This is a genomic window from Salinispora sp. CH2A1_6, assembly GCF_056820975.1.
This window is the reverse complement of record NZ_JBXEDG010000001.1, coordinates 244,331-269,314: the sequence shown is the minus strand read 5'-3', so window position 1 is coordinate 269,314 and position 24,984 is coordinate 244,331. Positions and strand designations below refer to the sequence as shown.

Sequence of the window (24,984 nt, the reverse complement as noted above, 5' to 3'; positions counted from 1 at the left end):
GTGTCACGACGGCCTGGTTTGACGGCCGGGCGTACGGTGCGGTGGTGAACGCACACCGATCGTGATCACTGCTGTGGCGGTAGCCCACCGATGAGGGGAGCGAGGGTGCGCCGGGACCTAGCTGCATCCTTGATTGGTGTCCTTGTCGGTCTGGCGCTCAGTTGGCTAATCCTAGCCACCGCCCAGGGCGCCAACCGGACTCCGGACCCCGTTACCTGGGGTCCTCAGGAGCCGACCCCGGCAGCACAGACCACAGTGTTTGGTGTGGTAGCGCTCATGTGGTCCGCCGGATGCAGAGACGGACAAAAGTTTGCGGCTGAGTGGGGCACCTGGGAGATGGGCACCTGCACGATGGGCGGGGATGAGGTGACAGTTGCCGTATTCGCCCCGGGTGCCGCCCAATCCGGATGGGTGGAGTCGATGACCGAGCTCGGAGCCATAGTTGTGGAGGGCGACCGGTGGGCGGTCGCCAGCCTCAACGCTGCGGCCCCCGCGGAGTTTGCCGCCGCAGTCCCGAACTGACCACGGGCTAGTGCCTCGTCTTTGAGCGTTGGTCGGGTAATGCGTCGGTTCTGAGGATGGATCAGGCAAGCTGTCTCCCAGTGTTCGTGTGGGAGGTAGTGGCCGGTGGGTAGAAGGCCGGAAGTGTTCGTCCGGCAGGTGTCGATGGCCGAGGGCCACCGGCGCCGGACATCGCTGACCTGCTCAGGGCCAGTGAGGACTACGTCCGTGAGGTGATCCACGGGTTCGACGAACGGGGGTTGCCCGCGCTGAGCCCACAATGTGGCGGGGGCGCACCGAAACGGATCGATGAGCAGACCCGCGATTGGATCTGCGTCATCGTCACCGGCTACGTCACCACGATCAGTGTCGAGACCGTGCGCCGTGTCCTGCACGAACGTGGTGTGTCATGGCAGGCCACCACGACCCGCTGGGCGGGCGTGTGCTGTGCGTAGACGAGTTCGGGCCGCTGAAGCTGCAACCCCGCCCCGGCCGGGCCTGGCGACCCCCGGGCTGGTGTTCCTACCGACGTACGCGTCCTGGCTGAACTGGACCGAAGCCGAGTTCGCCGCCGTGCGCTACTTCGCCCTGGGCGGCATCGACCACCGCACCCACACCGAGCAGGACACCGCGATCGGCGCCTACATCCGCTGGCGCAACCAACACGCGAAGCCGAAAACCTCATTCGCCACCGGCTCCAAAATCCGCCACTCCGACTACCCGTTCAAGGCCGCATGACGAGGCACTAGCCGCTCGGACCCAGGAGACATCCTCGTAGGAGCCACCACAGCCATCCTCCCGAGGAGCTGAGGTGGACCCAGACACCCGGTTAAGCCGCACACCCCACCCCTGCTCAGCGGCAAATGGGATACCCTTCCACCGCGGATCCTCGGGCGCCACACGCCCTAATCCCATCGCGATGGTGTGGTTACCGTGCGCGCTGCCGGCATTCTCAGGAGCCGGTCTACGTAGTGATTGAAGCCTAAGGCTCACGCATCATACCCGGACGAGTCCACTCCCGACCCTGCTACGCTGGACGCTTGGCCGACCCCACCCCTTGAGCTATCATTACGTTGCTTTGCCAAGTGATGATCGACTATCGAAGTCGATGTCACGACACACTTCAAAACAAGCCTTTAATCATAATCTTTCGTAGCGATGGATGTTACATTAGTGGCTCACGTGCTGGTAATCGAGGACGATCGGCATATCCGAGAGGCGATCGACGACTCACTTTCGGCAACAGGCCACGTCGTGCGACCGTGTGGGACCGCTCTTGACGGGCTTCGGGAACTGGCGAGCAGGCAGTCCGATGTCGTGATCTTGGACCTCCACCTGCCAGACCTTGATGGTGCGACGGTACTGAGCCTCATCCGGGCCGATTCCGCGGTGCCGGTTGTCGTCGCAACTGCTTGCGATACCGAGAGCGAGATCATCCGCCTGCTGCGCGCAGGTGCCGACGACTACGTGGTCAAGCCGTACTCCGTCGAGCAGTTGGAGGCGCGGATCGCAGCGGTGCTACGCCGTGGAGCCGGGCAAGCTGCAACCGTACTGACGATCGGCGGTCTTCACCTCGACGCTGAGGCGCGGATCGCATCGCTCGACGGGGTACGTCTGCAGCTCTCCCGCCTCGAGTTCGACCTGCTCACGTACCTCGCGCAACGGGCAGGGAAGGTGGTCACCCGGCGCCAACTCTTCGACCACGTCTGGCGCTCGGAGGGCCGCTCACTCGAAACCGTCGACGTGCACGTCACATGGCTCCGTCGCAAGCTCGGCGAAAGTGCGTCGAGGCCACGCTATCTACACACGGTGCGTGGAGTGGGAATCCGCCTCGGCGCACCGGGGGACGCCGGTTGAGTTACCGCCCACCGTGCGGGGCCCGCGCGCCCTCACCGGTCACGGTGTCGCGACCTACTCGCTCGTCATCGCACTGGCTGTAGTCAAAACCGAACCATCCCGACTGCTCTGGGAGCAGGACTACCCGTGGGAGTGGGCGACAGTCAAGGCTGCCTCATCGCGGCTGGAGATGGAGATATACCCCCCCCCCGTTACCTTGTTGATCGTCCCCAGCCGGGGACCCTCGGTTGCCCGGCCCGGTATGACTTTCTGCCCCTGTCGTTTGGATGATCCGGGGGGTGTTGTCGCCGGGTCGGGTGGCGTCGGTGGACCGCTGATAGGGACACGGCCACCCGTGTTGGGGTAGGTCTCTTCGTAACGTGGCTGCCGGCAGTCCGACGCCCTGACTGCGGCCGAGGCCACGATCCGATACGTGGAGGCGGGTGCGGTGAACGACGGATACGGCGTCTACCTGGGCTTGGACGTCGGTAAGGGTGATCATCACGCGGTCGGGTTGGCCCCGGACGGCAGACGGCTGCATGACGCGGCGTTGCCGAACACCGAGGCCCGGCTGCGGCAGCTGTTCGACAAGCTGGCCCGCCACGGTCAGGTGCTGGTCGTGGTTGACCAGCCCGCCTCGATCGGCGCCCTGCCGGTCGCGGTCGCCCGGGCGTGCGGCCATCAGGTGGCCTACCTGCCCGGCCTGGCCATGCGACGTATCGCTGACCTACACCCCGGTAGCGCGAAGACCGACGCCCGCGACGCCTACGTCATCGCCGACGCCGCCCGCACTCTGCCCCACACCCTGCGGCGGGTCGACACCGGCGACGAGGCCCTCGCCGAGTTGGAAGTCCTGGTCGGCTTCGACGACGACCTCGCTGGCGAGGCCACTCGCGTGTCCAACCGGATCCGGGGTCTGCTGACACAGATTCACCCTGCGCTGGAACGGGTCCTCGGCCCGAAAGTGCACCACAAGGCCGTATTGGAACTGCTGTCGCGCTGCGGTGGACCGGCCGGTCTGCGCAAGGCCGGCCGCCGCAAACTGCTGTCCATCGCCGTCGCCCACGCGCCCCGCATGGGCCAACGGCTCGTCGCCCAGATCATGACCGCCCTCGACGAACAGAGCGTCACCGTTCCCGGCACCCAGGCCGCGGAGACGATCCTGCCTCGTCTCGCCGACAGCCTCCGCGACGTCCTACGCCAGCGCGACCAGGTCGCCACACAGGTCGAAGGGATGCTTGATGCGCACCCTCTTGCCCCGGTCCTGACCTCGATGCCCGGCATCGGTGTCAGGACCGCCGCCCGGATCCTGCTCGAAGTCGGCGACGGCACCGCCTTCGCCACCCCCGGGCACCTCGCCGCCTACGCCGGCCTCGCCCCCGTCACCCGACGCTCCGGCAGCAGCATCCGCGGCGAACACCCACCCCGACGCGGCAACAAACACCTCAAACGAGCATTCTTCCTCGCCGCGTTCGCAGCCCTCACCGACCCCGTCAGCCGCGCCTACTACGACCGCAAACGCGCCGAAGGCAAACGCCACAACGCCGCCCTCATCTGCCTCGCCCGACGCCGCTGCGACGTCCTGTTCGCCATGCTCCGCGACAAGATCCCCTACCAACCACGGCCAACAAGCCCCATCCCGGCTTGACCAAACCCATAGGGACACCCCCCCGGCCAACCTCGATCAACATAGCGGCCCCCTATCCACTGGCTGGTCCACGTCTAGAACAACCCCGCACAGGGGCTGTTAATGATGGGGGCGGTTCCGTCCGGAACCGCCCCCATCGAGCCAACCTTCTCTATCCGGACCTAGAAAATCAGGCTCCAGGAACGAAGGGCGCCAGTGCCGCCATTGTGCAGGTCGCGTACCCGTAGCCTCCAGGTTCCATCGGTTATCTCCGCCGACGGGTCGATCGACTTTGTCAGCTTGACATCATCCGCCCGGTCGGAACGACTCGGACGCTTAATGAGGTATTCGGTGCCGTCAGGTGCCAGCAGATGGATCTCCAGGTTGCCGCGGTAGGAGTGCTCAATGTCGACTTTCACCTCACGAACGGCGCGTGCAGGTTCATCGCTCTGCACCGTAATGGGGGACTCGATAACCGACCGGTCCCGGATGGGGAAGTGGGTATTGTTGGCGGCCTCCGTGGAGCCCCCTGATTCGCCAGCCGCTTGCACGCCGGCCAACTTCCACGCGGCGTACGCAGCCACATCTGTGTGCCTATCCAGGGCAACGGTGCTGATATTCTCCACTGTGTCACAGTTTTTGTGGTAGCAGGGGTCAAACGGCTGCCCGGCCTTGCCGTTCCACTTCGCGGCCTGGGCTTGGCTCATTACCGGCGCGAGGCTCAGCGTGGCGGTGCCGCCACTGGGGATGCCCGCCGCCATAAAGGGGGCATGATCCGAGCGGCCGCGAAGGCTGACGCCCTCCGACGGGACATTCTCGGCAGCAAAGCCCTCCTCGAGCACCTCGGTGATGAAGTCACCCTTGGCGTCGTCGTTGTAGACAAAGTACCCCGGATTCGGTGAACCAATCATGTCGAAGTTCAAATATGCTTTGATCGACTTTTTTTCGGCGGCTGACAACGACCTCACGTACTCTATGGACCCGACCAGGCCGTCCTCCTCTGCCCCCCACCAGCCGAAGCGAATCGCCTTGTCACCCTTCGCACCGCTGGCGGCATAGGTTAGCGCGACCTCGAGGATGCCGGCAGAGCCGCTGCCGTTGTCGTTGATGCCCGGCCCATTGTCGACGCTGTCCAGGTGCGCGCCGAGCATGACCACCTCGTCTTGGTCTCCTCGGTCGGGTAGGTCGGCGATCAGGTTGAACCCGGTTTTGCCGTTGATCAGGAACTGCTGGATCCGGGTGTCGTAGCCCGCGGCGTCTAGTTCGCCCTTCACGTAGTCGAGCGAAGCCCGGTACCCCGCGGTGCCGTGTGCCCGACTACCGCCATTCGCCGCGGCGATTCGGCTGAACTCTTCGAGGTGTGCCTCGACCTTGGCGCCATCAATGTCCGGCACTTCCGCCGGTTCTCCGGTAGGCGGCGATGTCGGCGAAGATGAGGGGACGGGCGTAGACGGCGAGGCCGTCGGTGTAGGCGTGCCGATGGTGCAGGTGGGGTCACCCTGCGCCGGGACGCTCACCGCGTTCCACGCTGCTGTGATCGCGTCAAACTCGGTGCAGCTGTTCGGGTACAGCTCTCGAGTGGCGTCCAGGGTCGCCTTCCGTGCCTGCGTGTACGTCCAGCCCGAGGTCTTGCGCAGCAGCGCGTGGTAGTAGATCTCACCGGCCTGCCACAGCCCGATGCCAGTAACATCAGTGCCGTTGCAGGTGGGGCTGGCCGGCTTGCCCGAGGGCTTGGAGCCCTCTGCCGCAAGGTAGAACCAGTGGTTGAGCGGTCCAGCCGCCGCGTGCACCTGAGTTTGTGGAATGGCGGTCGACCAACAGTTCGGGTGGCCGTTCTTGGACGGATCGTACATTGTGCGAATTGGGCCACGCCCGTTGAGCTTGACTTCCTCACCGACCAGGTAGTCGGCTGGGTCGTTCGGGTTGGCAACGAAGTGCTCGGCGAGCGCGCCGAAGATGTCACCCGTACCCTCGTTGAGCCCGCCGGTCTCGTTCGTGATGCCACGGCTACCGCCGGGCGTGTGGCAGAAGATGCCGTGGCCCAGCTCGTGCGCGACCACGTCTACTGAGTTGACCTGTCGGGCACGGTCGCTGGTGCGGCCGTACTTGGTCTGGTCGCGACTGGCATCGCCGGTACCGGCACAGGCGTAGTAGGCGTTGGCAGCAGGAAGGCCGACGAACATGGTCGCGGTCCTTCCCGCGGCGTCGATGCCATTGCGGGAGAACTTCTCCTCGAGCATGTCCCACACTGCCGCGCCCGCGTACTGCGTGTCGACCGCCCCGGTGACCAGGTCAGAGCCGACACCGTTGCCCCACACGTCGTCGGCGTCAGTGAAAGGACTGCCGGACGCGGCGTCGTTCAGCGTTCGCATATTGCCACGGGTCGGATCACGCAGTTCGAACCGACCGGTGCTGCCGGTGGTGTCGAGGTGAACCTGCCCGCTGTAGTGTCCGTTGCCCGTTCCTCCCGCGACCTCGTCCCAGGAGCCAACGTAGGCGCCGGTCTGCCCATCCACGAATGCGTGGGCCACACTCGGCCCGTGCTCGCCGTCGCCGCTCACGACGACCTCCCAGACGAGCTGGCCATCACCTTCGGCGATCACACCCAGCTTCGGCTCGCCCCGTACGGTGCCCGGGTGCTTGCCCAACGCCACCGCCTCGGCCTTCTTGGCGCTCACCTTTGCCGACGTGGAGACCTGCAGCGGCCCGGAGCCAGCGGTGCTGCTCCGGACGGTGCCTTTGCTGTCGGTCACCACCACGGCCTCGCCCCCGACGAATACCGGCAGGCCCTTGTAGGCCCGGGAATAGGTGACGTACGTCAGGCCGCGAGAGGCTGGGGTCGCCTGCTGACGGCTGTACTTCTCGTCCTCACCTTTCACAAACCCGGTGGAGGTACCGGAGACATGTTGATCGGCGGCGGCAGTGCTGACCGCCAGGCGTTCGATCGCGTCCAGCTCCGGCGGCTCGCTAGCAGACGTGTACCCGAGGGCAGTGATTGCCGCAGCAGCCTGCACCGTCACGATAACGCCAGCGATCAGGGTCTTTCTTCGCGTGTTTTTGCGTTTCTTTGCATGCTTCACGGGTGTTTTCGCCCTCCAAAATTCCGTTCTTTTTCTGGATCGAACAGAGTCTGGTCCGGGGGAGCTTAAGGGCACCGGAAGCCCTGATAACGAATGAGTAACGACGATATCTCTGGGGGCGGAGCCAGATGGCTGGATTCTTAACTGCTTCCTGGATCCACTCCTGCATAGACCCCCGGATTCGCCCGCCCCCGTAACCGACAGGCCAGGAGCTGCGACAACACCTCGGCACGATACGGATCAACAGTCGCCGCACCGTCGTCGCGGCGGGCACCCGGCCGGTGAACCGAGTCGCTGCCACACCGTGCGGTCCGAAAAACGCACCCAGTCCGTGACCGCGGCGAAGGTTCACGCTCCGGCAGTCACCGCGCACACCGCCGCCGGGATGCTAACCAGCGGATACCGCGGATCCTGCACCGCTTCCAACGCCATGAACAGGGCTCAGGCGATCACCACCGGTGACCGCACTCGGGCCCGGCACGTCCGGGTGCGCTGCGGCGGCACGATCTCGGTCAGTGCTGATGACATCAGCGGGTGCGGTCCTGCTCTCGATCACGGTTGTCTTCGCAACACCATGATCACCAACTGGCCACACCATCCTGCATGGAACTGCGAAATCGATCAGGTTGATGGATCGCTTCACTTACTGTCAGTATGCGGTGGTGCGGTGACAACGGGCGGACAACGAGGGATTTCCTGCGACGCCGCAACCACGCGCCCCTACTCCCGACCTGACCATCAGCATTACTTTGTGAACCGTAATCACTCATCCTAAGGAATTGATCCTGGGTGGAGTGTGCAGCGGCCCAATCCCGGTTTGCTGCACGACCCTGCAAGACGGGATTGAGAGTGGACAAGATTTAGGAGTAAGTGTGTGGACGATGAGCGGCTAGTGCCTCGTCATGCGGCCTTGAACAGGTAGTCGGAGTGGCGGATTTTGGAGCCGGTGGCGAATGAGGTTTTCGGCTTCGCGTGTTGGTTGCGCCAGCGGATGTAGGCGCCGATCGCGGTGTCCTGCTCGGTGTGGGTGCGGTGGTCGATGCCGCCCAGGGCGAAGTAGCGCACGGCGGCGAACTCGGCTTCGGTCCAGTTCAGCCAGGACGCGTACGTCGGTAGGAACACCAGCCCGGGGGTCGCCAGGCCCGGCCGGGGCGGGGTTGCAGCTTCAGCGGCCCGAACTCGTCTACGCACAGCACACGCCCGCCCAGCGGGTCGTGGTGGCCTGCCATGACACACCACGTTCGTGCAGGACACGGCGCACGGTCTCGACACTGATCGTGGTGACGTAGCCGGTGACGATGACGCAGATCCAATCGCGGGTCTGCTCATCGATCCGTTTCGGTGCGCCCCCGCCACATTGTGGGCTCAGCGCGGGCAACCCCCGTTCGTCGAACCCGTGGATCACCTCACGGACGTAGTCCTCACTGGCCCTGAGCAGGTCAGCGATGTCCGGCGCCGGTGGCCCTCGGCCATCGACACCTGCCGGACGAACACTTCCGGCCTTCTACCCACCGGCCACCACCTCCCACACGAACACTGGGAGACAGCTTGCCTGATCCATCCTCAGAACCGACGCATTACCCGACCAACGCTCAAAGACGAGGCACTAGGTGAGGCGGTCGACCGGACCGCTCGACTGCTGGCACGTCAGGACTCCGAATCGACTCGAGAGACGCTGCTCACCGTGTTGCCATGGGTGCGGTTCCTGCGCGGCAAAGGGCTGGAAAGAACTCTTCCCTAATCTAAACGATGCACGCCGATACTGCGGCGACCCCGGTAGCGAAGGTCACCGCAGCAGGCGCTATCAAATGAAGGGAATACCTTCCATGGGCCTTCTACGCCGCACCAAGGACAGGATCCTTGCAATCCTCCTCGACACCTTTAACCTTACAGACCTTCACCGAGACCGGAGTCCCCTCCGCCAAGTCTTCGAAATTCCACGGAGTGCAGTAGGGAGCAGGTTTACCATAGGTCGTAGAAGCCCGATCAGTCTCCCAGGTTTCGGTAGGATTGACGTCCATTCGAACCTCCACCCCCCAGCCGTCAGGGAAGTAGTCGCACGCCTGGATCGAATCCCCCGTAACCTCGCCGACCGGATCCGAATTGAATTTACCGATGCCGATCAGGTTGGCGCCTTCCCAGTACTCCACCCACACATCCTGCGACTGGACGCTGACGTCATTTTGATTTTGCTGGGCAACGACATCGGCTTGGGCAGCGCCCGGGAAACCCAGAGCGACAGCGAAAGCCGAACTAGCCGCCAACAGCATACGACCCGGTGATCTGGTCACACTCTTCACGCGAACTTCCCCCAATTGGGGGGCGAATCTACCCGCCCGCCCCCGTCGTAGCTAGTGCCGACATAGTTCCACACAATCAGCCCACATCTCAAGTCGCGATATCCATCCCCGCTCTCGAACGCACTCCGAAAGCAGAGCCAGCCTTCCCCCTGGGGGCAACCAGCACCCAGCCGGGGCTAATGCAACTAGCATCTTTGCCACCTATAGTCCAACTGGCATAACACTGGCGGTAACACCACTACAGCTCTCATTGATCAATACGGGTAGAGGGTAACTTTTCGGGGCGTCTCTACAGTGTGCCAACTCCTCGCCGCTACTGATTTGGAGGGGGACGGCCGGCCGCCCCTTGAGGTCCGAACTGGCCATGCCACCTTGTTGAACGGGTGGATCCCGCACCGAGGGCGCTCTTGCTGGCCAAGCCCGCCGCTCCCCAGGTGCGGGCGAAGCCGGCGGTGCGCGAGGGTGCGGCCTTCACCCCGATCGGCGACTTCATGCACCAGTCACCACTCTCGCCGCGGACGAATGTCGCAGCAACGAGAATACATTTTCATATACACAGGTATGATTCTCTTGGTCAACTGCCTCGTGACGGACACCGCCGACGGACCAGCCGGGGACGGCTCGAGCACGACCGCTGCACTTTACCGGGCCGTGGTGTCGACGCTCGGAGAGCGCCGGGCGACGCGCGGGCATCGGCGAACCTGCTGCGATCGTCGCCGATCTCGGCCAGGACGCGGGCGCCGGTCACATCCGACAGCCGGGGACGCTGGTGATGATCGCGTGGTCGGGAGGCTGACGGAACGCTTCACCTGCCGCTTCAGCGAGCTGATCGACGGCCTTCGCCCAGGTAACGCCGACAACCCCTGATGCGGTTCCGTACCACATTTTCCCCGGCGAGGTGGATGCCGAGCCAGCACCCACGTCCGCCCTGCGCACCGGGATCGAGTGGCGCCTGTCCACCCAGAGGTCGGGACCGAACCTTCACCTGGCAGTGACTACCGGGAAGGTCTTCTCATTGGTGTGGGTGCCAGCCGTGACCACCTCGAAGGGAATCTCCCGGCTGTTCTCGCGGCCTCGTTCGAGGCCGGTCTGATTAATATCTCCCAGGGCTTCGAGAGTTCCTAGCCGAGGTTTCGCTGCATAGCCTGGGGCGGCTTTTTTGAGGGGGCAGCAGAATGTGGGGGAAGTGCTTCCCCCTCCCCCACACGCCGTCTGTTCCCAATTGGGTCGAGGTCAGTTTCCAGAAGCCTGCGCAGCTTCCACGAAGCCGCTTCCTCATGATAACACTTCATGATAACGCCTCCTTAGTTCGTGGGTGACCATAGCCACCCGAGGCCGGCAGGTGGCAAGATCTTGGTATGGACCAGGAAAGAGGGTCAGGGTGTCGCTCATGACGGATTCGTATTCCGGCCCGGAAACTCCGGACCACCGGAGTGCCGCGCATTACCTATGGTGGCTGACCATTAGTCAGCGTCGGCGGGTGGCGGGCGGCGCGGTCATCGGCACTCTCTGGATGGTCTGCCTGATGCTGCCGCCGTACCTCATGCAGCGCGCGATCGACGACGGGCTCCAGCCGGGGGAAACCGGAGTTCTGGTCGCATGGGTGGGCGCACTCGTCGGCGTCGCGCTGCTCAACGCGTGGCTGGGCATCATGCGCCACCGCATCATGACCCGGGTCCGGATGGACGCGACCTTCCGGACCATCGAGGTCGTGGTCGTGCACTCCACTCGACTGGGGGCGGAACTGCCCAGGAAGGTGTCGGTCGGCGAGGTCGCCAATATCGGGGCGGGCGATGTCGCGCAGATGAGCCAGACGCTGACGATCACTGGCCCCGGCGTCGGCTCGGTTGTTGCGTACCTGGTGGCGGCTGCGGTGCTGCTGTCGGTTTCTGTCCCGCTCGCAGTGGTGGTCCTGCTGGGGGTGCCGTTGCTTGTGGCGGTGGTGGGGCCGTTGCTGGGGCGCCTGCAGGGCGCGGAGAACAAGTACCGTGGGCAGCAGGGTGCGCTGACCGCCCAGCTCGGGGACATCGTCGGCGGCATCCGCGTGCTCAACGGCATCGGCGGCAAGGAGATGCTGGCCGGCCGTTACCTACGTGGATCGAAGGCCCTGCAGGCCGAGGGTTACCGGGTCGGTGCCGTGACCAGCTGGATACAGTCGCTCTCGGTCGGCCTGCCCGCCCTGTTCCTCGCGCTGGTGACCTGGCTGGCCGCCCGGATGGCCGCCGAGGGCACCATCACCATCGGCACACTGGTCGCTGTCTACGGCTATGTGGCCGTGCTGGTGGTACCGGTTTCCTACTTCATCGAGGGTGGATACGACCTCACCAGGGGCCTGGTGGCCGCCCGACGGGTGGTCCGGGTACTCGGCCTGAAGCCCTCAGTCGAGGATGTCACGAAGCTCCGGCCGGCCCCTGCCGCACCGGCAACCCTGCACGACGTCGACACCGGCGTGGAGCTGTCCCCAGGTCGGCTGACCGCGATCGTGAGCGTCCGCCCGGCCGAGTCCGCGGCCATGGTCGACCGGCTCGGCCGGTATAGCGCATCCGCAGCCACCTGGGGCGGCGTGCCGCTCGCCGAGATTGCCCTGGCCGAGATCCGCAGCCGGATCATGGTGGCGGACAATGACGCCGACTTCTTCTCCGGCACGCTTCGTACTGTGGTCGGGGGCCGGTCCGAGCACACCGGTCGGTCCGTGGCACAGGCCCTCCAGGACGCCGCGGCGGAGGACATCGTGCGGGCCCTGCCCGACGGTCTCGACACCCCGATCCAGGCACAGGGCAGCAATCTCTCCGGCGGCCAACGCCAACGGCTGCGGCTGGTCCGTGCCCTGCTGGCGGACCCGGAGGTACTCCTGCTGGTTGAGCCCACCTCCGCTGTGGACGCCCACACCGAGGCTGCCATGGCCGCCGGACTGGGCCGGGCGCGGGCTGGGCGCACCACCATCGTCACGTCGACCTCTCCCGTCCTGCTTGAACAAGCCGACACCGTCTGCTACCTCGTCAACGGCCGTCTGGTGGCGGCTGGCCCACACCGGGAGTTGCTCGCCTCGGCACCCGGCTACCGCGCCCTGGTGGCCCGCGGGATCCACGAATCCGTCACCGATTCCACGCCCGCCGAGGAGGCTTTCCGATGACCGTTCAGAACGAGACCGTCCTTGGGCATCTCCCGATCGCTGGTCCCGCCGAGGTCCGCAGAGCTGTCGTACGCCTGATTGGACAGGACGGCCGTGCGTTCGCCATGATGCTGACCCTCAGCGGACTGGCCGCGGCCGCTGGCCTGGGCGGTCCCTGGCTGGTCGGCCGAATCATCGACGACGTCCGGGGTGGTGCCGCGGTCGGGCACGTGGACCGGCTCGCCCTCGGGATCCTCTGCTTCGCGGTCGCGCAGCTGATCCTCGGCCGCTTCGCCCGCTACGCTACCCACCGCTTCGGCGAGCGAACCCTTGCGCGGGTTCGCGAGCGGTTCGTCGATCGCTCTCTTGCCCTGCCGGCCGCGGTAGTCGAACGCGCGGGAGCTGGCGACCTGCTGACACGCGGCACAGCCGATGTCGCCGCAGTCGGCACCACTCTGCGCGACGCTGGGCCGGAGGTCTCCGTGGCGCTCGTCCAGGTCTTCCTGATCCTTGTCGCCATGCTCGCGGTCAACCCGTTCCTTGGCATCTGCGGGGTGCTCTGCCTCGCCGGAATCTGGTTTGCCACCCGCTGGTACCTTCGTCGTGCCCACGCGGGCTACCTCGCCGAGGGCGCCGCCCACTCCGCGCTTGTCGAGATCCTCACCTCCACCGCGGCGGGGGCCCGCACCGTCGAGGCACTGGGCCTCCAGGAACGCCGGATCACCGCCACCGCTGAGGCGGTCGAGCACTGCCGGGCCACCCGTACCCACACCCTCAACCTGCGCACGGTGCTCTTTCCTATAGTCGAGTTCTCGTACATCGCCCCGGTCGCCGGCATCCTGCTGCTCGGGACCGCCCTGCGGGACACCGGCGCGGTCACCACCGGGTCGGTGGTCGCCTGCGCTCTCTACTTCTGGAAGCTGTCCGAACCGCTGGATAAAGTTCTGCTCTGGCTCGACCAACTCCAGCGCAGCAACGCCTCCTTTGCCCGTGTCGAGGGCATCGGTCAGGTGGATGCCCGGGCCGTGACCGGCGGCGGGCAGCCCGAAGACGACCGGATCGACGTGGTCGATGTCCGGTACGCCTACCAAGGCGAGCGGGATGTCCTGCACGGTGTCGACCTCACCGTCCGCCCGGGCGAGCGGCTGGCGGTCGTCGGCCCATCCGGAGCCGGAAAGTCCACCCTGGGCCGGCTGCTGGCCGGGGCGGAGCCCCCCCGCACGGGACGGGTGACCGTGGGACAGGTGCCCGTCACCGAGCTCGCCCCGGCGCAGCTCCGTCGGCACGTCGTCCTCGTCTCACAGGAGCATCACGTCTTTCTCGGCACCGTCAGGGACAACCTCCTGATCGCCGCGCCCGACGCGATTGACCAGAGTTTGCTCGCGGTACTGGCCGCCGTTGACATCGACTGGGTGGACGAGCTGCCGGACGGGCTGGATACCGAGCTCGGCCCAGGGGGGCATCGCTTGAACGCCCAGCAGGCCCAGCAACTTGCTCTGGCTCGGGTTGTCTTAGCTGATCCGCACACGCTGATCCTGGACGAGGCGACATCGCTGCTCGATCCCACCAGGGCCCGGCACACTGAGCGCGCGCTGGCGGCCGTGCTCACGGGACGCACCGTCATCGCCATCGCCCACCGCCTGCAGACAGCCCACGACGCTGACCGGGTGGTGGTCATGGAAAACGGCCAGGTGACCGAACTCGGCACCCACCAGGAGCTGTTGGCGGCCGGCGGAGGCTATGCCGCACTGTGGAAGTCCTGGCACGGCGCTTGAGGCGCGCCCCATCGCCTTTGACCCCTTCGACAGTAGGAGCGGAACCCATGCACTCGGCGCCGCCACAGACCGCCCAGAGCTGTATCCGGCCGATTCCCGGCCGGACGAGTCCGGCGCACTCCGACTCTTCTGCTTCCCGTACGCCGGGGCTGGTGCCTCGGTCTTCCGGGCGTGGGGTGAAAGGAGTAGAGGCGTTCGGAGGAAGGAGGCCCTCCTCCGAACGAGGAGACCGCGCTGGCGAGATTCGGGCCAACAACCGACCATTGGTCGGGTGGCTGAGGAAGTGGCAGGAGCGCCGCACGAGTCGTCCTTCGTGCAGCACCGTGGCCTGTTGTACGCGGTCGCGTACCGCACGCTCGGCAGCACCAAGGAGGCCGAGGACGTGGTGCAGGAGACCTGGCTGCGGTGGAGTCGGGTCGATCCGGCCACCGTCGTGGACCCCGAGGCGTTCCTGGTTCGGGTGACCATCCGGCTGGCGATCGACGAACTACGCAGCGCCCGGGTACGGCGGGAGGCGTACGTCGGTCCGTGGCTGCCGGAGCCCGTCCTCACTCGACCGGACATCGCGGATGACGTGGTCCTCGCCGATTCCGTCTCCACCGCACTGCTACTCGTCCTGGAGGCGCTGTCCCCGCTGGAACGTGCGGTGTTTGTGTTGAAGGAGGCCTTCGGATACCCGTACGCCGAGATCGCGCGGTTTCTGGGACGCGGCGAGCCGGCGGTACGCCAGCTTGCGCACCGGGCCCGAAAGGCGGTGGAGAACCGCCATCGCCGCTATGACAGCGACCCGGCGACCCGGCAGCAGGTGACCGAGCGCTTCCTGGCCGCCTGTTCCGGTGGTGACATCACCGCGCTGATCGGCGTGCTGGCCCCAGACGTGACGATGGTCAGCGACGGCGGCGGCTTCACGGGTGCGCCGCGCAAGCCGATTCACGGTTCGGACCGCGTGGCCCGCGCCATCGTCGTGCTCTCCCGGCAACAGCCGGTCGGTTCGACGGTCGGGGTGCTACCCGTCAACGGCGGCCCCGGGGTGGTGGTCCGCTGCGACGGAGAGACCGTGCTCGTGATGACCCTGCACCTGGCGGGGGGCCTGGTCCAGACCATCCAGGCGGTCAGCAACCCGCAGAAGCTGACCGGGACAACCGGGTGACCCAGCTCACTCGGGGCCACGTCACAACTCGGGTCGCCGTCTCGTCCGTGAACGACTGACCAACATCCCTGTCCCGCACCGGAGGCGAAGATGTTCGCAATCCATCTTGTCGTGACCCTGCTCGCCTCGACCCTCACCGGCTCGGCCGCCGTCGCCAACCTGATCGGGCACGAGTATCCGAGGATGGAGGCGGACCGCAACCGGGTTCCCCGGTCGTGGGTACGGCCCCTGGGGGTGCTCCTCGGCGCCGGTGCGCTTGGCCTGCTGGCCGGGATCGTCGTGCCAGTCCTGGGCACCCTCGCGGCGGCCGGTCTGGTCCTGTACTTCCTCGGTGCGCTGGGCGTACACGTGCGGGCCGGCAACTTTCGGCTCGGCGCCTGGGCACTCTTCTTCGCGCTCTCTCTCGCCGCGCTCACCATCAACCTCGCCTATGAGCGGTGAAACCCCATAGCCAGCCCGGCGCTGCTGCGCGTAGAACCGGCGACATGACCGACGCCGTGGGACCGGGACCGCAGTACGACGCGTTTGCCGACGAGTTCTTGGAGCACGCACGCGAGGGCCTCTACAACGCTCACTACGACCGGCCAACCTGCCTGCGGCTGCTCGGTGCGGTCGCGGGGAGCACGGTGCTGGGTGGCCTGCGGTCCCGGGCTCTACGCCGAGGAACTGGCCGCCCGGGGTGCCCGGGTGATCGGGCTGGACCAGAGTCCGCGCATGGTCGAGCTGTGTCGAGAGCGCGTCCCCGCCGGCGTCTTCCACGTACACGATCTTGCTGACCGGCTGCACTGGCTGCCGGACGCCTCGGTGGACCTGGTCCTGTTCGCGCTCGGGCTGGAGTATGTCGATGACCGGACCTCGACGCTGCGGGAGTTGCGGCGGGTGTTGCGGCCGGACGGCGCGCTCGTGCTGTCCCGGCTGCACCCCACCGGTGACTGGCTTCGGCACGGTGGCAGCTACTTCGACGTGCGCGTTGTCGACAAGACCTGGAGTAAGGGCTGGCAGGTGCGCCATTGGCTGGCCCCGCTGGAGCGGACCTGCGAAGAGCTACCCCGGGGCGGTAGCGCCCCCAGCCGGCGCCACCCGCCCCGCGGGGACACTCGGCGACGCGCTACACCATGGCGCTTTTGGGTAGTTTGGACATATTTTTCGCATTCATGTCCTCATGGGGTCCGCGCCGGGTTTAACTCAGAGGTGGCTGCTACCGCCGGCCTGGTAGCCGAGGAGCGTCACCCCGGCCAGCCCCCGGGTGTGGTGGCTTCTCGTCCATGACGGGGAAGGACGCCGAGATCACGATGAGCCTTCAGGAGCACACCCACAAGCCCGACCCGGCTCGATCTGGTGGATGCCGGGCGAGGTCTCGGTGGTGGGCTGCCGGAGTGACCGGCCTGGCCCTCACCACCGTCGGTGTCACCGCCACCCCGGCCGCCGATGCGGTCGGACGCACCCGCACCACTGTCGCCGACCGGCCCGCCACCGACGAACACCGCGGCGAAGTCGACGGCGGCAAACCCAACGACCACGGCAGGGGCGACCCGGGAAAGAAAGGCGGGAAGTCACCGGGCGTGCCGGTCCCCTGCGACGCGGATGCCCTGATCGCTGCGATCACCCTGGCCAACGCCCGCGGTGGGGGTGCGCTCGATCTGGCCCGGGACTGCACCTACCTGCTGACGGCGAACATCGACGGCGCTGGCCTGCCCGCCATCACCAGCCCGATCACCCTCAACGGGAGTAAGAGCACCACCATCGAACGTGCCGCCGCTGCCGACCAGTTCCGCATTCTCAACGTCGGCACCGGCGGTGACCTCACCCTCAACCAGCTGACGATCACCGGCGGCCAGACCACCGGCGCTGGTGCTGATGGCGCTGGCATCCTGGTGGACGCGGGTGGGGCGTTGACCACCAAACACAGCACCATCACCCGCAACATCGCCAGCGACGCGGGTGGCGGCATCGCCAACAACGGCACCACCCACCTCCAGTCCTCCAAGGTCAGCCGCAATACCGCCGGCTCCACTGGGGGAGGCATCCTGAATTCCGGCCTACTCAATATCAGCAAGTCCGGCATCCACGCCAATACCGCTCCGGTGGGAGCCGGAGCCACCAGTACGGGAACTGTTCTGATCGCACACAGCAGCATCTCCAAAAATCGCGCCCAGGAATCCAGCGGGGGTCTTTTTGTCGAAAGCGGCACCGCCACAGTCACGGAAAGTAGCGTTCTGAACAATAGCTCCACCATGGTCGTCGGCGGCATCCTCGCGGGCCTCCGCACAGAGGTAACGCTCCGTTCGGTCACCATCGCCGACAATGTGTCCCTGACCACAATCGCCGGCGGCCTGGGGGTGGACGACGGCGCCTCCGTCGTCGTCGACGACAGTGTTATCAAGAACAACAACGCCAGCGTCGAAGGCGGCGGTATCTACAACATCTCCGATCTGGTACTTCGAAACACGAAGGTCTTCGGCAACCAGGCCGGAAGCCAGGGCGGTGGCATCTACAACGAAGACATCGGAACCGTGACCCTCTTCACCACCAAGGTCACCAAAAATATCGCCGGCGAGGATGGCGGTGGCATCTACAACGAGGCGGGCGGCACGGTGAACCTGAACACCGCCACCGGCACCGTCGTGGTCAAGAATCGACCGAACAACTGCGTCGAGGTTCCCGGCTGCGCCGGTTAGTAGTCGAGTACTGCCGGGCCCGCGAGAGGGCCCGGCAGCGGATACATTGCTCCGCATGACCACCGTCGATCATGAGATCACCGCGGAGCTGGTCCGGGAGCTGGTCCGCGACCAGCACCCCGACCTCGCCGAACGCCCGATCCGGCTCGGCGCGCGGGGGTGGGACAACCAGTTGTGGCGGCTCGGTGACGACCTGGCCGTCCGGCTTCCGTGGGCCACGGTGTTCGCGGACGCACTGCTGCACAAGGAACACGCCTATGTACCCACCCTGGCCCCACGTCTACCGTTGCCGGTTCCCGTCCCACAACGACTCGGCGTACCCTCCGAACGGTTTCCTCGGTCGTGGCTCATCACCACCTGGATTCCGGGCGCCCCCGCCGACCAGGCCCCGGTCACGCGCCCCCTCGACGCGGCCAGGTCGCTGGCCACCTTCCTGACAGCGCTGCACCAACCCGCCCCCAGCGGGGCACCTGCCGGCTGGGGCCGGGGCGGGCCGCTGGTGGACCAGTCCGAGCAGTTCGCCGAGGCGCTCGCCGTCGCCACCGAACGTGGGCTGATCGACGAGCCGGACGCGCTTCGCGCCATCTGGCAGGACGCGGTTGCCGCTCCGCCGTGGACCGGCCCACCGCTCTGGCTCCACGCCGACCTGCACCCGGCCAACGTTCTCACCGCCGACGGCACCCTCTGCGGAGTGATCGACTTCGGCGACCTCTGCACCGGTGATCCCGCCTATGACCTCGCCGCCGGGTGGCTGCTACTGCCCGAGGGCATCGACCACTTCCACGCGGCATACGAGCCGGCCCCCGACCCCGCCACCCGGCGCCGCGCCCGCGGCTGGGCGGCGACACGCGCCCTCGGTTGCCTCATCATCGGCGACAACGGCGTCCACGGCCGCCCCGGCGGCAAGCCCTCCTGGGGTCCGCCCGCGCACGCCGCCCTCCGTCGCCTCACCGCCGCGGTGCGCAGTTCACCGCCACGATGAGGACGGCGGAGCCGATCCAGCGCCCCCCAACGGAGGCGCTAACAGTGCAATGATGCCCGTCATGGTGACCAGTTCCGTTCCGTTGGGCCGGCCCTTCTGGACGTTCTGGAGCGCCTCGATCCTCGCCAACGTCGGTGACGGCATCCGACTGGCAGCTTTCCCCCTACTCGCCGCGTCGCTGACCGCCAACCCGATCGCGGTGGCCGCGGTAACCGCGGCCCAGTCCCTGCCGTGGCTGGTGACCGGCCTCCTCGCCGGGTCGCTGGCCGACCGCCGCGGCGCTCGCGCCCTGCTCGCCCAGGCGGACATCGCCCGGGTGGTCGTCCTGAGCGTCCTGGTGGTGGCCGTGGCGATGGGCTGGGCGTCGCTGCCGCTGGTCCTGCTGGCCAGCTTCCTGCTCGGGGTCGGGGAGACGGTACGCGACACGGCCGCGCAGACGGCACTTCCCGGCCTGGTACCCGAACGGCTACTCGAGCGCGCCAACGGAAGACTGGTCGCCGGCGAGATCGTCGGCAACGAGTTCGTCGGCCCGCCGGTCGGCGCCGCGCTCTTCGTGGCCGGCGCCGCGCTGCCCTTCGCGGCGAACGGGGCGTCCCTCGCCCTGGCCGTGATGCTCCTGCTGACTCTGCCGATCAGCATCGCCGCCCGGCCACCGCACGACGCGCCGAGGCAGGCCAGCCCGGGCGTGATGGCGGGTCTGCGCTGGCTGGCAGGTCAGCGGGTGCTGCGCACACTCGCGTTGGTCACCGCCGCGGTCGCCGCCGCCGACAGCGCCTGGTTTGCGATCCTGGTCCTGTACGCGGAGGGCCCCCTCGGCATCGGCGCGACCGGCTTCGGCATCCTGCTCGCCGCTGGCGCCCTCGGTGGCCTGCTCGGCTCGTTCATCGTTGACCGACTCGTCGCGGGCCGCCGGCACCGCCTGATTCTCACCTGCTCACTCGCGATCACCGCCGGCATCCCGGCGACACTCGCCGTGACCACCCAGTTGTGGGCGGCGATCCTCGTCATCGTGGTCACGAGCGGATCGTTCGCGGTGCTCAACGTTACGGTCGTGTCGCTACGGCAACGGCTGGTGCCACGGGAACTACTCGGCCGTACGGTTGCGGCCGGTCGCACCCTGAGCTTCAGCGCCGCCGCCGCGGGCGCGCTGCTCGGCGGTATCCTCACCGCGACAATCGGGATCGAAGCACCCTTCACCTTCAGCGGCCTGGTCGCGGTCCTGGCAACCACCGCCTGGTGGATCGTGTCCCGGCCCTGACCCACAAGCCCACCGTTGGTGGCGGCCGCGGCAAGGGAGCGTAGATGCCGGGCGCTCAATCACCTTGCCTTTCACGTCGAAAGCACCCAACTCGTCGACACGCTCTGCGAAGAGGCCACCCAGTACGGTTGGCGCCTCCTGCTCTCCGACCGCCACCCCTACGCCGGGGGCCCCAACCACTACGCCGCCTGCCTCGAGGACATCGACGGCTTCGAGGTGGAACTCGTCGCCATCCCGCCCGAGCTGGGATACTGAGGGCGTGCAGCGGAGCGGGCAACCAACGGAGACGAGGCTGACGAGGCTCTTCGTACACATGTTTTATCCACAGCCTGTGGACGCATGAGTTACCAGCTCAGCGCGATCATCGCGGACGTCGGGTTGCTGCACGGGGAGACCCGCGGGCTGGATCACGCGGTCCTCGGCAACCTACGTCAGGATTTCGCCCTACTGCCGGTGACCTCGCAACTGGTCGAGGAGCTGACCGGGACGCCGCCGGACTACGCCGTCGAGGAGCCCACCCCGCAGCGCCCGTTCACGCTGGTTCTCTCCACCGCGCTGACCGGAGTCCTGGCCGACTGGTCGCGGCGCGGGCCGGTGGCCTACCTCGAGGCGGAGTTCACCGGTGGCATCGGCCACCAGGCAGCGGCGGTGTGGCTCGGGGGTCAGCGGTCCTGGGGGCCGCGCCTCGACTCGGTGTTCGATGGGCCGCGTGGGCAGTGGCCAATCAACGCCGCCCTGGTCGAGGTGGGGGTGGAGCCGGGCCCGTGGATTGATCTCTTCGCCGAGCTCGGCCTGCACGTGGAGCGGAACACCGCCGGCTGGCTGGCGCACGGGCGTCGGGGGTTGGGAGCCGACTACTGGGACGAGTTGGTCGAGGAGTGGGAGCGGCGCGAAGCCGAGGCCAGCCAGCACCCCGCGCCAGGCGGGCTTCGGTTCAGCGATTCCGGCGGGTTTCGGCTCAGCGGACCTCGATGACTTCCTGGCCGAGTGGCCAGAATGCCGCCGGTACGAGTTTGACGTTGGCGATGCCGAACGGAATGCCGATGATCGTGACACAGAGGGACACCCCGGCGACCAGATGCGACAGCGCCAACCACCAGCCGGCCAACAGCACCCAGAGCACGTTCGCCAGCCCGGAGGCGACACCAGCCCCCGGCTTGGTGACCAGGGTGCGGCCGAAGGGCCACAGCGAGTATGACGCCAGCCGCAGCGAGGCGACCCCGAACGGGATGGTGATGACGAGGACGAAACAGATCAACGCGGCGACGAAGTAGCCGAAGGCCAGCACGAGTCCGCCGCCGAAGATGAGCCACAGCACGTTCAGGACGAATCGAATCATGCTCCCAGCGTGACGCACGTCCGCCACCTCGCCAGCCGCGCGCACCGCCTCGGCACCGACCCAGGTCCATGAACCACTTCGTGGTCTTATCTACTCATGATCACTCCCACTCCGCTGATGCAACTCGTAGCCGGCGTCTGGGGTTTCAAGACCCTCGCCGTTGGTGTCGAGTTCGGACTATTCACCCGCCTGGCCGGCGGACGGACCATCACCGTTACCGAGGCCGCCGCCGAGTTCGGGATGGACGAACGCCCGGCCGACCTGTTACTGGCCGCAAGCGCCTCCCTGGGGCTACTGGAGAAAGCCGGTGCCGGCTACCGCAACTCCGAGCTGGCCGAGCAGTTCCTGGTCGAGGGGCAGCCGTACTACTTCGGCGCCCAGATCCGCTACTCCGACCTGCGCACCTACCTGCCCTGGCACCGAATCGGCGAGGCACTGCGTGGCAACCACCCACTGACCTGGGACCCGCAGCAGCAAGAGTCCATGTTCGACACCACCGACCCGAAAATGCTGGCGGAGTTCTGGGACGCCATGTTCTCCACCTCCCGCTTCACCGCCCGGGCGCTGGCCGACGCGTACGACTTCGGTACCCACCGCCGACTGCTCGACGTCGGCGGCGGCGCCGGGGCCTTCCCAATCGAGCTCTGCCAGCGACTGCCACAGCTCCAGGCGACGATCCTGGACCTACCGCACGTCTGCGCCCGGGCCGAGGAGCGGATCGCCGAAGCGGGCCTGACCGGTCGAATCGGCGCGGTCCCCGGCGACTTCCTCGCCGACCCGTCCCTGCCGGACGGGCACGACGTGATCCTGCTCAGCATGATCCTGCACGACTGGGACGAAGCGACCAACCGGGCACTGCTGGCCCGGTGCCACGCCGCGCTCCCCTCCGGTGGCGCGATCATCATCTCCGAGCTGCTCCTCAACGACGAACGCACCGGCCCGCCGGAGGCCGCCCTGATGGGGATGAATATGCTCGTCGAAACCGAGGGCGGCAAGAACTACTCCGGCGCCGAATACGTCACCTGGCTCGGCGACGCCGGCTTCGTGGACGCCCGGGTCGTGGCCTTCGACGCGCCCGGCGCGAACGGCGCGGTGGTGGCTCGCCGGCCCTGACTGAGACCACAACCGAGCCCAGCGATCTCAAGATAACGAAACGCCCGGCTGGTCCTACCGGACCGACCGGGCGTTTCGCCTGTTCAGTGGCGGTGGTGGCGGGATTTGAACCCGCGGAGGGCGTAAACCCTCACACGCTTTCGAGGCGTGCTCCTTAGGCCACTCGGACACACCACCGCCGAGTAGGCTACAGGACCCCCCGACGGAAGGCCCAACCGGTACGGCGCCAGGGGTGGGCTGGCAGAATCCCTGCCATGAGTACGCACATCGGCGCGAAGCCGGGAGAGATCGCCGAGCGGGTCCTGATGCCAGGTGACCCGCTGCGGGCCAAGTGGATCGCGGAGACCTACCTCGAGGGCGCGGAGTGCTACTCGACCGTCCGCGGGATGTTCGGCTTCACCGGCCGTTGGAACGGGGTCGACGTGTCGATCCAGGGCTCCGGCATGGGCATGCCGTCCGCCTCGATCTACGCGCATGAGCTGATCAACGAGTACGGTGTCCGGTCACTGATCCGGGTTGGCTCCTGCGGCGCCCTGACCGAGGACCTTCAGCTCCGCGACGTGGTGGCCGCCATCGGTTCCTCCACCGACTCGAACATGAACCGCGTACGCTTCGACGGGCTGGTCGACTACGCCCCAGTCGCCGACTTCGGGCTGCTGCGTACCTCGGTGGAGGTGGCCGAGCAGCGCGGCGTCACCATGCGGGTCGGGCCGGTTCTGGCGGCGGACGCCTTCTACACCGACCGGCCGGACCTCTACGACTCGCTCGCCGACTACGGCGTGCTGGCGGTCGAGATGGAGTCAGCCGCGCTCTACACCATCGCCGCCCGGTTCAAGGCACGCGCGCTGACCATCCTGACGGTCAGTGACCACATCCGCACCGGGGAGAAGACCACCTCACAGGAGCGGGAGCAGACGTTCAGCCAGATGGTGGAGATCGCCCTGGACACCATCGTCGCCTGATCGACACACGCTCGCCCGGAGCCCGCGATCCGCGACGAGCCGGACGCCGACCCTACCGGAAGAAGGCGCGCAGGACCGCCGCCGTCTCCGTTTCCAGGATACCGCCGTAGACCTCGGGGCGGTGGTTCAGTCGGCGGTCGCGCAGCACGTCCCAGAGCGAGCCGGCCGCGCCGGTCTTCGGCTCCCACGCGCCGAACACCACCGTGGAAACCCGGGCCAGCACCAGCGCCCCGGCGCACATCGTGCACGGCTCCAGGGTTACCACCAGGGTGCACCCGTCAAGCCGCCAGCGGCCGAGCCGGCCAGCTGCTCGGCGTAGCGCCAGCACCTCGGCGTGCGCGGTCGGGTCCCCGGTCAGCTCCCGCTCGTTGCGGCCGGTGGCCAACTCGGCCCCGTCCGGCCCGAGTAGCACCGCACCGACCGGAATGTCATCCACGGCGGGGATCGGAGTGTCGTCAGGGGCGGTGGCCGTGGTCACCGCCCCGGCGACCGCGACCTCCAACGCCCGGCGCATCCACTCTTCGTGGCGCCGCCGACGGTCGGCACCGCCCACGCCGCTCCGGCCCGCAACCATGCCGACGGGCTCACACCTCACGCAGTTCCTCGACCTCGTCGGCGCAGCCCAACACCGTGCACGCCTCGGTGGTGACATCCGCCGGCAGCATCCCCTCGTGACCACAGAGCGCGATCAGCTTTGTCCCGGACACCCCCAGGTCGGCGAGGAGGTCCGCGTCCCCGACCGGGTCCGCCTCCGGATCCGCGGCGGGTTGTTCGCTCTCCGGGTCACCGGTGGTGGCGCGGGGTTCCTCGGGCTCGTCGAACCCCGGTACCGACGCCTTGAGGTCCCCGACCAGCAGCGCGCCCAGCTGGGTCTCCTCGGCGTACGCCGAATCCGAGCCGAAGACCCGCAGATCCTCACCCTCATCGAGACGCAGGATCACCAGGTACTCCTCCTCGGCCTCGACGAAGAGCAGCGACAGGTCGGCACCCGGGTCGACGTCGCGCAACCGGTCGGCGACCCCGTCCACGTCAACGGCACCACGGAGGTTCACCTCGGCGGCGGTCCAGCCGCTCTCGTCCCGCACGACGGCCGCAGCAAAGTACGACACGGTTCCCCCAAAACTTCCTCGACGTAGCCCGAAATCCTTCGACCGTCCGCGGCTTCGCAACCGTCGGTGGTTGACCCGGCCACCGACCGCAGCTCATCTGCGGCGTGACCAGCCCACCAGCTCCACCTGCTCACTCGCCAGGACGCGCGGATGGTCTTACGC

At 67.1% G+C, this 24,984-nt stretch carries 23 protein-coding genes, 1 tRNA gene and 2 pseudogenes; 17 read left to right on the top strand and 9 right to left on the bottom strand.

Annotation, left to right across the window (positions count from 1 at the left end):
* The first annotated feature begins 90 nt into the window (after positions 1 to 90).
* The 5 genes from AC1UKG_RS01265 (at position 91) to AC1UKG_RS01245 (ending at position 3,985) form a co-directional block, all read left to right on the top strand.
* The gene (locus AC1UKG_RS01265) at positions 91 to 522 is read left to right on the top strand and encodes a hypothetical protein (protein ID WP_482642146.1); all 432 of its coding nucleotides are present in this window, start codon (positions 91 to 93) and stop codon (positions 520 to 522) included.
* A gap of 212 nt (positions 523 to 734) precedes the next feature.
* Positions 735 to 956, top strand: coding sequence for a hypothetical protein (locus tag AC1UKG_RS01260; RefSeq protein ID WP_482643175.1), 222 nt, complete (start codon positions 735 to 737; stop codon positions 954 to 956).
* 61 nt (positions 957 to 1,017) lie between these two features.
* Complete coding sequence (locus AC1UKG_RS01255; protein ID WP_482643177.1) at positions 1,018 to 1,239, top strand: transposase; 222 nt, start codon at positions 1,018 to 1,020, stop codon at positions 1,237 to 1,239.
* Positions 1,240 to 1,683: 444 nt separating this feature from the next.
* Positions 1,684 to 2,358, top strand: a complete 675-nt coding sequence (locus AC1UKG_RS01250; protein ID WP_018746147.1) for a response regulator transcription factor — start codon at positions 1,684 to 1,686, stop codon at positions 2,356 to 2,358.
* A 427-nt stretch (positions 2,359 to 2,785) separates the two neighbouring features.
* Complete coding sequence (locus tag AC1UKG_RS01245) at positions 2,786 to 3,985, top strand: IS110 family RNA-guided transposase (protein WP_482642128.1); 1,200 nt, start codon at positions 2,786 to 2,788, stop codon at positions 3,983 to 3,985.
* Positions 3,986 to 4,146: 161 nt separating this feature from the next.
* Here the strand turns inward: AC1UKG_RS01245 and AC1UKG_RS01240 are convergent, their stop codons facing one another.
* The 5 genes and pseudogenes from AC1UKG_RS01240 to AC1UKG_RS01220 all read right to left on the bottom strand — a co-directional run.
* Positions 4,147 to 7,002, bottom strand: a complete 2,856-nt coding sequence (locus tag AC1UKG_RS01240) for a M28 family peptidase (protein ID WP_482643173.1) — start codon at positions 7,000 to 7,002, stop codon at positions 4,147 to 4,149.
* 942 nt (positions 7,003 to 7,944) lie between these two features.
* Positions 7,945 to 8,166, bottom strand: coding sequence for a transposase (locus tag AC1UKG_RS01235; protein ID WP_482643176.1), 222 nt, complete (start codon positions 8,164 to 8,166; stop codon positions 7,945 to 7,947).
* Between the two features lie 61 nt (positions 8,167 to 8,227).
* On the bottom strand, positions 8,228 to 8,449 hold the full coding sequence (locus tag AC1UKG_RS01230; protein WP_482643175.1) for a hypothetical protein: 222 nt from the start codon (positions 8,447 to 8,449) through the stop codon (positions 8,228 to 8,230).
* Between the two features lie 430 nt (positions 8,450 to 8,879).
* On the bottom strand, positions 8,880 to 9,344 hold the full coding sequence (locus AC1UKG_RS01225; RefSeq protein WP_475889876.1) for a hypothetical protein: 465 nt from the start codon (positions 9,342 to 9,344) through the stop codon (positions 8,880 to 8,882).
* A 682-nt stretch (positions 9,345 to 10,026) separates the two neighbouring features.
* A pseudogene (locus AC1UKG_RS01220) lies at positions 10,027 to 10,181 on the bottom strand (transposase); the annotation flags it as partial.
* Positions 10,182 to 10,824: 643 nt separating this feature from the next.
* Between AC1UKG_RS01220 and AC1UKG_RS01215 the strand changes: the two are divergent.
* The 10 genes and pseudogenes from AC1UKG_RS01215 to AC1UKG_RS01170 all read left to right on the top strand — a co-directional run bounded on the left by AC1UKG_RS01215 (position 10,825) and on the right by AC1UKG_RS01170 (position 21,274).
* Positions 10,825 to 12,477, top strand: coding sequence for an ABC transporter ATP-binding protein (locus AC1UKG_RS01215; protein WP_018745970.1), 1,653 nt, complete (start codon positions 10,825 to 10,827; stop codon positions 12,475 to 12,477).
* Positions 12,474 to 14,231 (top strand): ABC transporter ATP-binding protein, encoded by a 1,758-nt coding sequence (locus AC1UKG_RS01210; RefSeq protein ID WP_018815639.1) that lies wholly within the window; start codon positions 12,474 to 12,476, stop codon positions 14,229 to 14,231. Before AC1UKG_RS01215 ends, AC1UKG_RS01210 begins: the two co-directional genes overlap by 4 nt.
* Positions 14,232 to 14,493: 262 nt before the next feature.
* Positions 14,494 to 15,381 carry an RNA polymerase sigma-70 factor gene (locus tag AC1UKG_RS01205; RefSeq protein ID WP_026271805.1) on the top strand — a complete coding sequence of 296 codons (888 nt, stop codon included), beginning with the start codon at positions 14,494 to 14,496 and terminating at the stop codon, positions 15,379 to 15,381.
* A 90-nt stretch (positions 15,382 to 15,471) separates the two neighbouring features.
* Entirely contained in the window at positions 15,472 to 15,822 is a 351-nt protein-coding gene (locus tag AC1UKG_RS01200) for a DoxX family protein (RefSeq protein WP_018745973.1), read from the top strand.
* A 44-nt stretch (positions 15,823 to 15,866) separates the two neighbouring features.
* Positions 15,867 to 16,470, top strand: a pseudogene (locus AC1UKG_RS01195) (class I SAM-dependent methyltransferase); the annotation flags it as partial.
* A gap of 287 nt (positions 16,471 to 16,757) precedes the next feature.
* Positions 16,758 to 18,059, top strand: coding sequence for a right-handed parallel beta-helix repeat-containing protein (locus tag AC1UKG_RS01190; protein ID WP_482642904.1), 1,302 nt, complete (start codon positions 16,758 to 16,760; stop codon positions 18,057 to 18,059).
* A 55-nt stretch (positions 18,060 to 18,114) separates the two neighbouring features.
* The gene (locus AC1UKG_RS01185; RefSeq protein ID WP_018745976.1) at positions 18,115 to 19,041 is read left to right on the top strand and encodes an aminoglycoside phosphotransferase family protein; all 927 of its coding nucleotides are present in this window, start codon (positions 18,115 to 18,117) and stop codon (positions 19,039 to 19,041) included.
* Between the two features lie 49 nt (positions 19,042 to 19,090).
* The gene (locus AC1UKG_RS01180; protein WP_482642902.1) at positions 19,091 to 20,299 is read left to right on the top strand and encodes an MFS transporter; all 1,209 of its coding nucleotides are present in this window, start codon (positions 19,091 to 19,093) and stop codon (positions 20,297 to 20,299) included.
* 18 nt (positions 20,300 to 20,317) lie between these two features.
* Positions 20,318 to 20,554 (top strand): hypothetical protein, encoded by a 237-nt coding sequence (locus AC1UKG_RS01175; RefSeq protein WP_018745978.1) that lies wholly within the window; start codon positions 20,318 to 20,320, stop codon positions 20,552 to 20,554.
* Positions 20,555 to 20,638: 84 nt separating this feature from the next.
* A complete protein-coding gene (locus AC1UKG_RS01170; RefSeq protein WP_475889885.1) occupies positions 20,639 to 21,274 on the top strand; it encodes a hypothetical protein in 636 nt (211 codons plus the stop codon).
* Here AC1UKG_RS01170 and AC1UKG_RS01165 read toward each other — a convergent pair.
* A complete protein-coding gene (locus AC1UKG_RS01165; protein WP_018745980.1) occupies positions 21,258 to 21,638 on the bottom strand; it encodes a YccF domain-containing protein in 381 nt (126 codons plus the stop codon). The genes AC1UKG_RS01170 and AC1UKG_RS01165 overlap by 17 nt on opposite strands.
* Positions 21,639 to 21,734: 96 nt before the next feature.
* Here AC1UKG_RS01165 and AC1UKG_RS01160 point away from each other — a divergent pair, with 96 nt between their 5' ends.
* Positions 21,735 to 22,751 carry a methyltransferase gene (locus AC1UKG_RS01160; protein WP_018745981.1) on the top strand — a complete coding sequence of 339 codons (1,017 nt, stop codon included), beginning with the start codon at positions 21,735 to 21,737 and terminating at the stop codon, positions 22,749 to 22,751.
* An 87-nt stretch (positions 22,752 to 22,838) separates the two neighbouring features.
* On the opposite strand, the gene AC1UKG_RS01155 is transcribed toward AC1UKG_RS01160, so the two are convergent.
* Positions 22,839 to 22,928: transfer RNA gene (locus AC1UKG_RS01155), tRNA-Ser, on the bottom strand.
* 77 nt (positions 22,929 to 23,005) lie between these two features.
* On the opposite strand from AC1UKG_RS01155, the gene deoD reads away from it, so the two are divergent.
* Positions 23,006 to 23,713 carry a purine-nucleoside phosphorylase gene (deoD, locus tag AC1UKG_RS01150; RefSeq protein ID WP_018745986.1) on the top strand — a complete coding sequence of 236 codons (708 nt, stop codon included), beginning with the start codon at positions 23,006 to 23,008 and terminating at the stop codon, positions 23,711 to 23,713.
* Positions 23,714 to 23,765: 52 nt separating this feature from the next.
* On the opposite strand, the gene AC1UKG_RS01145 is transcribed toward deoD, so the two are convergent.
* Both AC1UKG_RS01145 and AC1UKG_RS01140 read right to left on the bottom strand, forming a co-directional pair.
* Complete coding sequence (locus AC1UKG_RS01145; protein WP_482642901.1) at positions 23,766 to 24,287, bottom strand: nucleoside deaminase; 522 nt, start codon at positions 24,285 to 24,287, stop codon at positions 23,766 to 23,768.
* A gap of 10 nt (positions 24,288 to 24,297) precedes the next feature.
* Positions 24,298 to 24,822, bottom strand: a complete 525-nt coding sequence (locus tag AC1UKG_RS01140; protein ID WP_018745988.1) for a tRNA adenosine deaminase-associated protein — start codon at positions 24,820 to 24,822, stop codon at positions 24,298 to 24,300.
* Positions 24,823 to 24,984 lie beyond the last annotated feature (162 nt).